Here is a 12,789-nt window from a genome sequence, read left to right on the forward strand (position 1 = left end):
CCTAGCCCGGTGCTGCGGGCTTGTTCATGGTGGCCTCGAAGAAGTCATGCACATGCTGGAACACGGCGGCGCTGCAGGCCGTACAGGCCTCGGCCTCGGACAGGGCCTGCGGCCAGTTCGACGCGCTGGGCAGCACATGGCTGCTGGCCGTCACGCCGGCCGCGCGCAGGCGGGCCGCATAGGCCTGGGCCTCGTCGCGCAGCGGGTCGTCGCCACCCACCAGCACCAGGGCCGGCGGCAGCTGGGCCAGGCGCAGCGAGCTGCCGGGCACGGCATAGGGATGCATGGCGTCCTTGGGGCAGCTCAGGTACTCGCGCCAGCCCGTGGCCCAGCGGCATTCGCCGGCCTCGGGCGTGGCCTCGCGCTGCGAGGCGGTGCCGGTGCAGGGATCGAGCATGGGCGACACCAGGATCTGGCCCGCCAGCGGAGGGTGGCCCCGGTCTCGCGAGATCACGGCCACGGCGGCGGCCAGGTTGCCGCCGGCTTCTTCACCCGCGAGGAACAGCGGCGCGCCCTTGCCCGCCATCTTCACGCGGTGCTTGTACAGCCACTGCAGCACGGCGTAGCCCACCTCGATGGGCTGGGGAAACGGATGCTCGGGCGCCAGCGGATAGGCCAGCGACACCACGACGGCGCCCGCCTCGGCCAGCAGCCGGCCGATGTAGCGCCCGTTGTCCAGCGTGCCGCAGACAAAGGTGCCGCCATGGAAATGCAGCACCAGAGGCGAAATCGTGCCGGGCCTGCGCTGGCCATAGGCGCGCGCAGCCACGGTGCCGTGCTCGGGCAGCTCGATGGAGAATTCTGTTTCGGCAATCTGCGCCCCGACGGCGGGGCCGTTCGGAGGCGACGAGGAAGTGGACATGGCGCGAACCTGCGGCAATGGTCGATGGTTGGAATATAGGCGGCGCCGGCCATGTCTGAAATAGCAACGCAGCCATCGCTCTGTTTCCGTTTCACGAACAATCGCCCGACACGGCGCGTGTGAGAATTCCGCCGAGCCGGCATTCCCTTGCCGGGCGCTGCAGGAGCATCTTTCCATGGACCAGATCCAGGCCATGCGTGTCTTCGTTCGCGTGGTGGAAGCCGGCAACTTCACCCGCGCCGCCGATTCGCTGGACCTGCCCAAGGGCACGGTCACCAAACAGATACAGGCGCTGGAGGCGCGCGTGCGCGTCAAGCTGCTCAACCGCACGACGCGGCGCGTCACCGTCACGCCCGATGGCGCGGCCTACTACGAACGCGCGGCACGCCTGCTCAACGACTTCGACGATCTCGAAGCCAGCATGGTCAACACCCAGACCGCGCCCAGCGGGCGGCTGCGGCTGGACGTGGGCAGCTCCATGGCCCGGCTGATCATCATTCCGGCGCTGACCGAATTCTGCGAACGCTACCCCGACATACAGATCGACCTGGGCGTGGGCGACCGCCTGGTGGACCTGATCAGCGACAACGTGGACTGCGTGATCCGCGGGGGCGAACTCAGCGACCAATCTCTGGTGGCGCGGCGCATCGGCTCGATGAACTGGGTCACCGTGGCCTCGCCCGCCTACTTGGCACGCCATGGCGTGCCCCAGCATCCTTCCGAGCTGGATACGAAGCACCAGATCGTCGCCTTCTTCTCGGGCCATACGCGGCGCATGTACCCGCTGGAATTCCAGCGGGGCGATGAATCCATCGAGGTGGCGGGCAACTACCGCATCGCGGCCAACGACAGCAATGCCTACACTGCCGCCGTGCTGGCGGGCTTTGGCATCGCGCAGCTGGTCACGGCCTTTGCCCAGCCGCTGATCGACAGCGGCGCACTGGTCGAGGTCCTGCCCGATTGGACCCAGCCGCCGCTGCCCATTCACGTGGTCTACCCGCCCAACCGCCACCTCAGCGCCAAGGTGCGGGCCTTCGTGGACTGGGCGGCCGACCTGTTCGCGCGCCATCCCCAGCTGCAGCGCAGCTGAAAGGCCGGCGATGGGATGGCTGGGCGGGCCCAAGCCCCGTCCGGCTGCAAGGCCTTCCTAGCCACTCTTCATGTCAGCGGGCATGGCGCCAGCCATTCCCATTCGCCATGACCATGCACGCCACCGGATACGGCCGATCCAGGAGCCTGCCTGCCCGCCCACTGCTGCACGCAGCTTTCTGCCATGCACCAAATACCGTCAACCTCCTCTGAAGATGCACCGAAACACGGCACGAAGGCACCAAGCTCGGGCGCCGTTCACCAAAACGATGCATGACGGCATAACTTTTAGGCATAATCTTGGTTTGCACTCACCCCTTCCCGCAGCCGTTTTTAGTCAGAGGTTTTTTCCATGAAGTACGAGTCCGTCGGCCAGTTCCTTGATGAAGTCGCGCAACGCAATCCCGGCCAGCCCGAATTCCTGCAAGCCGTCACCGAAGTGATGGAAAGCCTGTGGCCCTTCATCGAGAAGAACCCCAAGTACGCCGAGCACGGACTGCTGGAGCGCCTGGTCGAGCCCGAGCGCGTGGTCATGTTCCGCGTGAGCTGGACCGACGACAAGGGCCAGGTGCAGGTCAACCGCGGCTTCCGCATCCAGCACAGCATGGCCATCGGCCCCTACAAGGGCGGCCTGCGTTTCCACCCCTCGGTCACGCTGTCCGTGCTCAAGTTCCTGGCGTTCGAGCAGACCTTCAAGAACGCGCTGACCACGCTGCCCATGGGCGGCGGCAAGGGCGGCTCGGACTTCGATCCCAAGGGCAAGAGCCCCGCTGAAGTCATGCGCTTTTGCCAGGCCTTCGTCACCGAGCTGTTCCGCCACGTGGGCCCGGACACCGACGTGCCGGCAGGCGACATCGGCGTGGGCGGCCGCGAAGTGGGCTTCATGGCCGGCATGTACAAGAAGCTGTCCAACAGCGCCGCCAGCGTGTTCACGGGCAAGGGCCTGTCCTTCGGCGGCTCGCTGATCCGCCCCGAAGCCACCGGCTACGGCACCGTCTACTTCGCCCAGGAAATGCTGGCCACGCGCGGCCAGTCCTTCGCAGGCAAGACCGTCTCCATCTCCGGCTCGGGCAATGTGGCCCAGTACGCCGTGGAAAAGGCCATGCAGCTGGGCGCCAAGGTGGTGTCGGTCTCCGACTCCTCGGGCACCGTGTATGACCAGGACGGCTTCACCACCGAGAAGCTGGCCATCCTGATGGACGTGAAGAACCACCGCTACGGCCGCGTGGACGAGTACGCCAAGCTGGTGGGCGCAGAGTTCCTGCGCGGCAAGACGCCGTGGCACCTGAAGGTGGACGTGGCCCTGCCTTGCGCCACTCAGAACGAACTGACCGAGGAAGATGCCAAGGTGCTGATCGCCAACGGCGTGGTCTGCGTGGCCGAAGGCGCCAACATGCCCTCGACCATCGAAGCCGCCAAGGCTTTCGAGAAGGCCGGCGTGCTGTACGCACCGGGCAAGGCCAGCAATGCCGGTGGCGTGGCCACCTCGGGCCTGGAGATGAGCCAGAACGCGGCCCGCCTGTCCTGGCCCGCCGAGGAAGTCGATGCCCGCCTGCTGCAGATCATGCAAGGCATCCACGCCGCCTGCCTGAAGTACGGCAAGCGCGAGGACGGCACGGTCAGCTACATCGACGGCGCCAACATCGCCGGCTTCGTCAAGGTAGCCGATGCCATGCTGGCCCAGGGCGTGATCTGAGCGTCAGCGCTTCCCACCCCTGACGAATGCCCATGCAGCCTGCTGCATGGGCTTTTTTCATGGAAAGAGATGGATTCGCGCGCCTTACCTGTCGCGCACCGCATCGGCCAGCGCCGCCCAGGCCTTGAGCGTCAGCGCATGCGTGAAGGCCGCGCCCGCCACCGGGTGCGATGACAGCTTGACCACCACCATCTGCGCGGCCGGGTTCACGTGGATGAACTGGCCGTGTATGCCGGCGGCCTCGTAGGCGCCATCGGCGTTGTGCAGTACCCACCACTGGTTGCGGTAGCTGTAGCCGGGCCGCGCGGCCTGGATGCCGCGGAACTTGAACTGCTCGCGGTCGCCGCCGCGCGCAATGTCGTCCAGCACCGCCTTGTCGAAGATCTTCTGGCCGTTGAAGCTGCCGCCCAGGCGCAGCATCTCGCCCACGCGCGCCAGGTCACGCGCCGTGGCGTTCAGGCCCGCGCCCTGCAGCGGCGTGCCGGTGCTGTCCACCATCACATAGGCGTCTTCCTGCATGCCCAGCTTCTGCCAGATGTTCTCGCTCATGAGATCGCTCCAGCGCCGGCCCGTGACGCGCGAGACGATCCAGCCCAGCACCTCGGAGTGCACGGTGCGGTAGACAAAGCCCTCGCCATGCGTGCCTTCCTGGGGCAGCGTCTTGAGGAAGTCGTAGACATTGGTCGGCCCCGCGTAACCGGGCGGACGCGGCAGCATGCCCGAGGCCCATGAGTAGCCGAAGATCTCGGTCCTGGGGTCGGTGTAGTCCTCGCGAAAGCGCACGGCGCCCGTCATGTCCATGACCTGGCGCACCGTCATGTCGCCCCAGGCCGAGCCTTCCAGCTCAGGCACGTACTTCGTCACCAGCGCCTGGGGGTCGATGCGCCCGTCGTGGGCCAGTTGCGCGGCCATCAGGCCGGTGAACGATTTGGTGACCGAGAACAGCAGGTGGGGCGAGCTGGCCTGCATCTGGTTCTGGTAGCGCTCGAAGACCACCCGTCCCTTGTGCAGCACCACGATGGCGTCGGTATAGGTGCGGTCCAGCCACTGGTCCACGGTGACGGGCTGGCCCTTGTCGTCGTCAAAGCGCAGGCCGCCCAGGGCCATGGGCGCTTCGGGCAGGGCCGAGGGCGCCGCCGCGCCACGCCGGATGTTCTGCGTGGGCTGGATTTCGCGCAGGTGCTGCACCACCCAGCGCAGCTGTGGATAGCGGTAGCCGTTGGACACGTCCACGCGCTTGTCGGCGGCCGGCGGAAAGCCCTGCATCAGCCCAAGCTGCTCCAGGCGCACGCTGTCGGGCGGCGGCAGCGCGGGCGCTGCGGGGGCCTGTGCCTGGGCCGCCACCCAGCCGGGCTGTAGCGCCAGCAGGGCCAGCAGGGCCATGGCATGCCGGGAACGCCGAAAGAGCGGACTGACCATCGTTGTCTCCTTGGTTTTGGAAACGGCCAGTCTTGCAGAAAGCCCCCGGCCGGTCACGGGTGTTCGCCCGCCCGCAGGCCGCAAGGCTGTCGTCTGCGCGACGAAGGTTTTAGTGGGGCATTCAGCGGCGCATCAAGGCCGCATCGCACCAGCGCTGCGCCACGGCCGGAGAAGTGGTGCAGACCGTGTCGTGCGTCACCGTGGTCACGGCGCGCTCCAGCAGCTGGATGTCGGCCTCGTGCTGGCGCGCCACATGCGGGTCCTCGAAGAAGATCACGCGCTGGCAGCGGCGGTCCAGCACCAGGTCGGCGATCTGCGCATCGCCGCCCAGCGGGCCGCTGTTGTAGCGGTCCACCCAGGGCCGGTCCTCGGGCCAGCCACGGCTCCAGGCCATTTCGTTGAGGCGCTGGCCCGTGGTGCCCGTGCCCACGCGCCGGCCAAAGCGCGACAGCAGCTCGAAGTTGCGCGCCGCGAAATCCAGCATGGTGGGCTTGAGCGCATCGTGGGCGATCAGCGCCAGCGTCTGCTGTGCGTAGTCGTGAAAGCGCTGCGCACCGGCATCCTTGGGCAGACCTGCCTGGATGCGCTCCATCTCGACCCAGTCCCGCGCCGAGGCCACGGTGGACAGGAAGGGCTTGCCATGGATCACGCACTGGCGCTTGAGCGCCACGGCCTCGGGAAAGATGGAGGACGGATCCACCGGGTCGGTGAAATAGATGGCCCCGTCGATGGTGCGCTCGTCACCTTCCACGCCCACCACCTCGGCCACCAGTTTCATCAGCCCGCCTTCGCGGCCATAGGGATAGCGGCGCAGGCCCCGATAGGACGCCAGCATGCCGGCCGCCTGGATGGCATCGAAGGTGCGGCCCACGGCATGCAGGCCCAGCTGCAGCTCGCGGATGCCGGACTCGCAGGCGCGCAGCCAGCCGAACAGTGCGGCATCCTCGGTTTGGTGGTGGATTCGGTTGGCGGCCAGGCCCAGGCGTATCGGCATACAGGTTCACTCATCAACAGTGGGGAGAGGCCCGTGCAGCCAGGACAGCCTGCGGACCAGCGGCAAGAATAGCGCCAATCCATGACAACGCCGGCCGGCTCGGCGGCGGCGCTGAACTTTTGGCCGACCCGTGCATCCATTGTTGCGTCATGCCCTCACTGCTTTCCCACCTGTGGCCCCGACGGCGCCTGCACCGGCTCACGGCAGCGCTGGGCGTGGCCGCGCTGCTGGCGGCCAGCGGCTGCTCCGTTCTGGATACCAAGCAGCGCGAATGGATCTTCCAGCCCAGCGACCGCAGCTGGCCCGGCGCCAACACGGCCGGCATGGAAGATGTCTGGATCGACATGCCAACGCAGGACGGCGCCCGCCTGCATGCGCTGTGGCTGCCCCAGCCGGCCACGGCCGGCAACGCCCCCGTGCTGCTGTACCTGCATGGCGCGCGCTGGAACGTTGCCGGCTCCTCGCCGCGCATCCGGCGGCTGCACGAGCTGGGCTTTTCGGTGCTGGCCATCGACTACCGGGGCTTCGGCAAGAGCAGCGCCGGCCTGCCGTCCGAGGAATCGGCCGCCGAGGACGCACGCGCCGGCTGGGACTGGCTGGGCCGGCACGCTCCGGACCGGCCGCGCTTCATCTTCGGCCATTCGCTGGGCGGCGCCATCGCCATCGACCTGGCGCGCAGCGTCCAGGATGAGGCCGGCGTCATGGTCGAGGCCACCTTCACCAGCATTCCCGACGTGGTCCGCAGCTTCCGCTGGGGCTGGCTGCCCGTGGGGCCGCTGATCACCCAGCGCTTTGCCTCCATCGACAAGGTGGCCGGCATAGGCTCGCCGCTGCTGGTCGTGCACGGCAGCGCCGATCCGCTGATCCCCGCCACGCTGGGCCGCCAGTTGTTCGACGCTGCCAGCGAGCCCAAGCGCTTCGTGCTCATCGAAGGCGGCAACCACCACAACACCCAGTCGCGCGCCATGGAGCAGTACCGGCAGGCTCTGGACGAGCTGTTCGGGCTGCGCCTGCTCGCACAGGCGTCCACCGCGCCTGCAAGCCCGCGCTGAGCGGCGCAGCCTGCGCCGCCTTCCGCGCTACGGGCAGCTTGCCGCGTTCTGCGAGATCACGGCACGCAACTGCCGCGTGGTGGTGCTGTCATCCGGGCCCAGGGTGTTGCGCGTGTAGCGGCAGCCATAGGTCGGCGCGGCCACCGTGGCGGCCGTCTGCACATCGTCACCGCCCGGCTTGGCGCCGCCCTGCTCCCACTGCACCATGGCATCGAAGGCCTCCACCTGCTCGGCCACGGTGAAGTCGCAGTGCGATGCGCCGCGGATGGCGCGCTGCACCAGCCAACGGTCCTTGCCCTTGTCAGCCACGCGTCGCTGGTAGATCTGCTGCATGCTGAACGGCACATACAGGTCGCCCAGCGTGTGCAGCGTCACCACGGGAATGCCGATGTCGCCTGGGCTCACGGGAATCCAGCGCAGGCCGTCGCGGCGCAGCCGGTTGGCATCGGGCGCGGCCGTGCGCTTTTGCGCGGCGGCATTGAGCGCGGCCGAGGCCGCTGCATCCCCATCGATGCGGTAGGTGAAGCGGTTGGTATCGGTCACGTTGCGGTTCAGGATGCCGTTGACCGAGCCGTCGCTGCCGAACACGCCCCAGACCGGAGCGAACGAGCCACCCACGGCCACCCCCAGGTCGAACAGCGGGCGCGGACCGCCCGTGAGATTCTGGATCACCGACAGATAGGCGCGGCCCGTCGCGGTAGGTGCAGACGGGAAGGTCGTGAACAGGGCCGATGTCACCTTGCCCTGGATGGCCGCCCAGTCGGTGACGGCATGCCGGGCCTCGCCCGCCAGGGCCTGGGCAGTGACCTGGGCTGCCGCGAAGTAGTCGAACAGCTGGGTATCGCCCATCACGCCGCACATGGGCACGGCGCCCTGGTAGCGCACCTTGTTGCGGGCCGTTGATTGGGCTTCGGCCTCGATGGCCGCCGCCGTGACATGGCCGCCCATGGAATGGCCGGTGATGTACAGGCGCTGCGGCTGCGCCAACGGCCGGCCGTGGGATGCGGCCAGGCGGTTGAAGGCCAGCGCCAGCGCATTCGTGTCCTCTACGCCGGCGCGCACGTCGTAGTAGTTCTTGCTGTAGCTGGACGCCGCCCAGGCATAGCCGTTCTGGATCAGGTACCGGCGTATGGACGGGTTGGTGACGTTGAGCGCACTGCCCTCGCCCGCATAGCCGTGGGCATACATCACCAGGCGGCCATTCCAGTTGGCCGGCACCTCGATGCGGTAGGCCGCGCCTTCCAGCACACCGGCCCAGCGGCTGGTGCTGGCGTTGTCGACCACATCGCCCGAAGCGGCGGCCAGCGCGTCGAAGCTGGTGGCCGAAGGATTGGCCGGCGCAAAGCTGCGGCTGTCCTGTGCCCGCGTCTCCTCGGGCGCATCACCGTCCCCCCCGCCGCAGGCCGCAAGGCCCGTGGCCGCCAGCAGACCGAGATACTTCCAACGATTCCAACGCAGGGCTCGCATAAGACTGTCTCCTTGGGATGAAGGTTTGAAGGGGAACGCGCGCAAAAAATCCGTTTCAAGGGGGAGTGCCGACGCAGCCTATGCCAGACAACTGGCCCGCCATGCGGGTAGGAACCCGCAAGCAGGGGCTGCCGGCTGTCACCCAGATGACTGTCGCCTTGCGCTAACATCCGCGCTTGCGGTGCAGGCCGCACCCGGACCTGCGGGAAGGGTTGAACCCACCTGTATGCGCCTCTCGGCGTTTTTCTCTTGCCACATGCCTTTGTGCGCCAAGCTGCAGGTCATTGGCCTTCGTGCACGGAGGTATCCCTGTGAAACGCATCCCCGCCCGGCCCGACATGGGCCATCTCAAGAAACAGGCCAAGCAACTGCTGGCCGCCTATCGCGCAGGCTCGGCCCAGGCCATGGAGCAATTGCGCGCCCACCTGCCCGCTGCCCGGGGCCGCACGGATGAAGCGCTGGCCGCCATGGACCTGCGGCTGCACGACGCCCAGTCCGCCGTGGCGCGCGAGCACGGTTTCGCCTCATGGAGCGAGCTGTCAGGCTACGTCGAGGCATGCCAGCGCCTGGCAGCGGACCCCGAGACATCCCGGCTGCACTGGCTGGCCCTGGTCTATGCCGGCGATGTGGCGGGCGGCACGCACCGCGCGCAGCCCGCGCTGGCCCGGCGCCTGCTGGACGAGCGGCCGGAGCTGCCGGGCAATGATCCCTGGATGGCCTGCGCCATCGGCGACCTGGCCGCGCTGCGCGAAGCCACGCACACCGATCCCGGCTGGCTGCAGCGCGCAGGCGGGCCGCTGGGACTGCCGCCGCTGGTGGCCGTCACGCACTCGTGCCTGCTGCGCCTGCCCGAGTTCGCCGAGCCGCTGCGCGCCTGCGCGCGCTGGCTGCTGGACGCGGGAGCCGACCCGCTGCAAACCGTGGGCAATCGCTGGCCGCCGGCCTCGCTGCAGGCGCCCTCCGAGACCGAGCGGCTGTCAGCACTCTATGGCGCAGCAGGCCAGAACCATGATGCGCAACTGACGCAGATGCTGCTGCAGGCCGGGGCCGACCCCAACGACGGCGAATCGCTCTACCACTCTCTGGAAGGCACGCCGGCCAGCCGCGAATGCACGCGGCTGCTGCTGCAGGCGGGCGCGCGCGTGGAGGGCAGCAATGCCCTGTTCCGCGTGCTGGACATGGACGATGTGCAGGCCCTGCGCCTGCTGCTGGACCACGGCGCCGATCCGAACGAGGACAACGGCCAGGGCGAATGGGGCCGCCCGCTGCTGTGGGCCATACGCCGGCTGCGCTCGCCCGCCCACGTGCAGGCCTTGCTGGATGCAGGAGCCGACCCGGCCACCCGCACACCGCAAGGCCTGGGCGCCGCCCGCCTGGCACGGCGCTTTGGCCTGGCCGACGTGGCCGTCCTGCTGGAACAGGCCACGGGCGCTGAACCCGCCACGCCCGAAGAACAGTTCGTTGCCGCCTGCGCCATGGGCGACCGGGCCCGGGCCGGAGGGCTTCTCGCGTCCCACCCGGGTCTGCTGCAAGGACTGTCTCACGAGCAGCTGCGCATGCTGCCCGAACTGGCAGCCCTGGGCCGCATGGAGGCCGTGCGCTGCATGGTGGAACTGGGCTGGCCCATCGCTGCGCGCGGCGGCGACTGGGATGCATCCGCACTGAACCAGGCCGTTTTCCGTGGCGATGCCGCCATGGCGCGCTTCCTGCTGGAGCACGGCGCACAGTGGACCGAACGCCACGCCTATGGCGACAACTGCGCAGGAACCCTGTGCTGGGCATCGCTGAACCGGCCCGAATCCACGGAACCCGGCGGCGGCGAGTGGCTGGGCTGCGCCCAGGCCCTCATCGACCACGGCATGCCCCTGGCCAGGCCCGACCCCGAGGCGCCCGGCTGCGTGCTCATCGACGGACGTCGGCAGCGGTATCCGGAGGAGATCGCGGATCTGCTGCTAGGGGTTGACGCGGACTAGGTCCGCCCGACCCGAAAACCCGTCCTGCCGGCTGGCCCGGCAGGATTCAGCTGCAGTGCCTGCATGGGTCAGAACAGATCAAACCGGCTCATGTAGGCATCGCATGCCAGCAGCCACGCATGTTCATCATTGGACCCCGAAGGCGGCGGGCCGATGAAGTTGTTGAGCCGGGATCTGGCGCGCAAAGGCTTGAGCAGGCGTGCCGCCTCGCCAAAGGCGGGCAGCGTCAGCCCCTGGTCCATATCCCCCAGTCCTGGGAAATCTCCTGCCCGTATCCCCAGACAGTTGCCTACATCCCCAGCCGAAAGATACTGGCTGGCCTGAACCTGCTTGCGCACCGCATCCCGACCACCCAGCTTTTCCAGCAAGGCATCACTCACAAAACTCAGCCAGTTGATGCTGTACATGGCGTTGTTGAAGTCATGGCTCATCAGCGCAAGACTGCCCAGGGCATTCAAACCCGGGAAACGCTGCAGGTAGGGATACAGTATTTGCTGCCCTTTGCCGTCGGGTCCGATATTGCGTTCTTCCACTGCGGGCATGACGCCCCAACCTGCAATGGCCCAATAGGGCTGCATCAACTCCACAATCTGGGTGGTGAGGCGGCCCACATTGCGCTCTGGCGGTTGATCCATAATCCACCACGCGGGAAATGCCATGCGAATGAAAGACATGGCCGGGCCCTTTTTTATCGACCCATATCTCTCACGATACCAAATACCTTCATCATTCTCAATACGGCAATAAAGGCGAAAGTCTTGCGCATTATTCTCCCACACCTCAGGAGGATTTGGCTTACCCGAAGCCATATGAAATATCAGGGCATAACCTTTTGGGTTATCAAAGCTTTTCTGCTTCTTTGCAGCCAACTTTCTTTGTGCTATCGCGCTGGTCAGCATGGCAGGCATTCCGTCGTACCAATAAACCAGTTTCTCCTTCCCTACAGCCTCACAAAAAAGATCGACCACTTCCCATGCACGCTCACGCACGGCCAATGAATCCCCGTCATGGAACACCATCTCGATCGTCCAGCCTGCTCTTGCACAAATACGTCCAAATTGATTCTGTAATACCAGCGCCTTGAGAATATCCATCGTCGCCACGGTGGCTTTTTGCAGTTCTCTGGTGCTCAAAGGTTTGTTGAAGTCTTTTGCCATATCCATCCTCCATATTTCACTCAATCCAATCCATCAACTTCAGAATGACAACCCGAGGAATCTCGCCAGTGCGCTCCCTACCGCACCAACACCTCGCAGTGCCCTCCCCAGTGCGGATGCACCGGCCGCAGCCCCGACGGCCGCCGCCGTATCCTTGTTCACCCGCTCTGCCAAAGAGATGGCCTTTTCCCTGTTGGCCTGCCATCGCGCTGCCTGGTTCAACACGCCTTCGTTCGCACTTTCTCCATCGCTGTCGCAAGCGCAGCTTCCGGCGTCCAAGGCATCCTTGAGAAACTTGTCTTCAAAAATATGTGAATAGGCCTGATGCTGTGTCCTGCCGTCTGTCCCTTCCGCATTGGAAAAGCCATCCCCCGGAAACTTCATCTCATAGACCCGCTGCACGTTGTCCAGCACAGGCGGCAGGCGCGGGTTCTTCACCACGACCACATCCGGAATGCGCGAGCCCGCAGGCCGGCTGCGCGTGGGGCGCACGGGCTCGTTGCGCGACATGACAGGTGCTCTGTTCAGGTAAGGCACTTCCTGCTTGTAGTAGCCCCGGTAGCCTTCAAACCCATCGGCCTGCATGACCACGCCGGCCACGCAGCGCTGGCCCAGGCCGCCGGTCATGCAGCAGCAAAACAGCTCGCACAGCGCCCTGCGGTCCAGTTCGTTGTCGAAGTCCCGGGTGCCGCATACCTTGTTGAAGCCCACAAGCACGACAGCCTTGCACAGGTCCCTGGACCGCTTCAGGCGATTGAGGGCAATGAAGGCGGGAACCAGTTGCCCGCAGCTCATGTATCCGAGCGGATGGCCGGTGGCCGCTCCACTGCCCCATTCAACTCGTGGAAACGCCCTGCGCGGCTCAATGGCGCATGGATGTCTATCCTGAATGTCATTGGCTCCTTCGCCTGTGAAAGGCGCTCCCTTCCTTCTGAAAGGAAAATAATAGGAGCAATGAATTGGGCACGTAAATCCTATTTTTCAGAGATTTCCAGGACTGAGCTGCCCGCAATTGGCAGCGGTCTCCTCTGAAAACTGGCAGAAAAAAGCCTAGGACAAGCAATGGCCAGAAAGCCTGTT

General features: G+C 66.4%; 10 protein-coding genes. 4 read left to right on the forward strand and 6 right to left on the reverse strand.

Annotated features, from left to right (window positions below):
- Nucleotide 1: 1 nt before the first annotated feature.
- Nucleotides 2-862 carry an alpha/beta hydrolase gene (locus ACF8ML_RS14540; RefSeq protein WP_016451230.1) on the reverse strand — a complete coding sequence of 287 codons (861 nt, stop codon included), beginning with the start codon at nucleotides 860-862 and terminating at the stop codon, nucleotides 2-4.
- 175 nt (nucleotides 863-1,037) lie between these two features.
- Here ACF8ML_RS14540 and ACF8ML_RS14545 point away from each other — a divergent pair, with 175 nt between their 5' ends.
- Both ACF8ML_RS14545 and gdhA read left to right on the forward strand, forming a co-directional pair.
- Nucleotides 1,038-1,952 (forward strand): LysR family transcriptional regulator, encoded by a 915-nt coding sequence (locus ACF8ML_RS14545; RefSeq protein ID WP_392407291.1) that lies wholly within the window; start codon nucleotides 1,038-1,040, stop codon nucleotides 1,950-1,952.
- A 351-nt stretch (nucleotides 1,953-2,303) separates the two neighbouring features.
- A complete protein-coding gene (gdhA, locus tag ACF8ML_RS14550; protein ID WP_016447677.1) occupies nucleotides 2,304-3,647 on the forward strand; it encodes an NADP-specific glutamate dehydrogenase in 1,344 nt (447 codons plus the stop codon).
- An 84-nt stretch (nucleotides 3,648-3,731) separates the two neighbouring features.
- On the opposite strand, the gene ACF8ML_RS14555 is transcribed toward gdhA, so the two are convergent.
- Both ACF8ML_RS14555 and ACF8ML_RS14560 read right to left on the reverse strand, forming a co-directional pair.
- Nucleotides 3,732-5,066 (reverse strand): serine hydrolase domain-containing protein, encoded by a 1,335-nt coding sequence (locus ACF8ML_RS14555; protein WP_392407292.1) that lies wholly within the window; start codon nucleotides 5,064-5,066, stop codon nucleotides 3,732-3,734.
- 121 nt (nucleotides 5,067-5,187) lie between these two features.
- A complete protein-coding gene (locus ACF8ML_RS14560) occupies nucleotides 5,188-6,060 on the reverse strand; it encodes a methylglyoxal synthase (RefSeq protein WP_016447679.1) in 873 nt (290 codons plus the stop codon).
- 149 nt (nucleotides 6,061-6,209) lie between these two features.
- On the opposite strand from ACF8ML_RS14560, the gene ACF8ML_RS14565 reads away from it, so the two are divergent.
- Complete coding sequence (locus ACF8ML_RS14565) at nucleotides 6,210-7,112, forward strand: alpha/beta hydrolase (RefSeq protein ID WP_392407294.1); 903 nt, start codon at nucleotides 6,210-6,212, stop codon at nucleotides 7,110-7,112.
- A 27-nt stretch (nucleotides 7,113-7,139) separates the two neighbouring features.
- Here the strand turns inward: ACF8ML_RS14565 and ACF8ML_RS14570 are convergent, their stop codons facing one another.
- Complete coding sequence (locus tag ACF8ML_RS14570) at nucleotides 7,140-8,579, reverse strand: alpha/beta hydrolase family protein (RefSeq protein WP_392407295.1); 1,440 nt, start codon at nucleotides 8,577-8,579, stop codon at nucleotides 7,140-7,142.
- A 311-nt stretch (nucleotides 8,580-8,890) separates the two neighbouring features.
- Here ACF8ML_RS14570 and ACF8ML_RS14575 point away from each other — a divergent pair, with 311 nt between their 5' ends.
- Complete coding sequence (locus tag ACF8ML_RS14575; protein ID WP_392407296.1) at nucleotides 8,891-10,552, forward strand: ankyrin repeat domain-containing protein; 1,662 nt, start codon at nucleotides 8,891-8,893, stop codon at nucleotides 10,550-10,552.
- 68 nt (nucleotides 10,553-10,620) lie between these two features.
- Here the strand turns inward: ACF8ML_RS14575 and ACF8ML_RS14580 are convergent, their stop codons facing one another.
- Together ACF8ML_RS14580 and ACF8ML_RS14585 are read right to left on the reverse strand one after the other, a co-directional pair.
- Nucleotides 10,621-11,709, reverse strand: coding sequence for a type VI immunity family protein (locus tag ACF8ML_RS14580; protein WP_160852130.1), 1,089 nt, complete (start codon nucleotides 11,707-11,709; stop codon nucleotides 10,621-10,623).
- Between the two features lie 39 nt (nucleotides 11,710-11,748).
- Complete coding sequence (locus tag ACF8ML_RS14585) at nucleotides 11,749-12,504, reverse strand: hypothetical protein (protein WP_047217353.1); 756 nt, start codon at nucleotides 12,502-12,504, stop codon at nucleotides 11,749-11,751.
- Nucleotides 12,505-12,789 lie beyond the last annotated feature (285 nt).

The sequence above is a fragment of the Delftia sp. WSY_10 genome (assembly GCF_043104705.1).
Classification (GTDB): Bacteria; Pseudomonadota; Gammaproteobacteria; order Burkholderiales; family Burkholderiaceae_C; genus Comamonas; species Comamonas tsuruhatensis.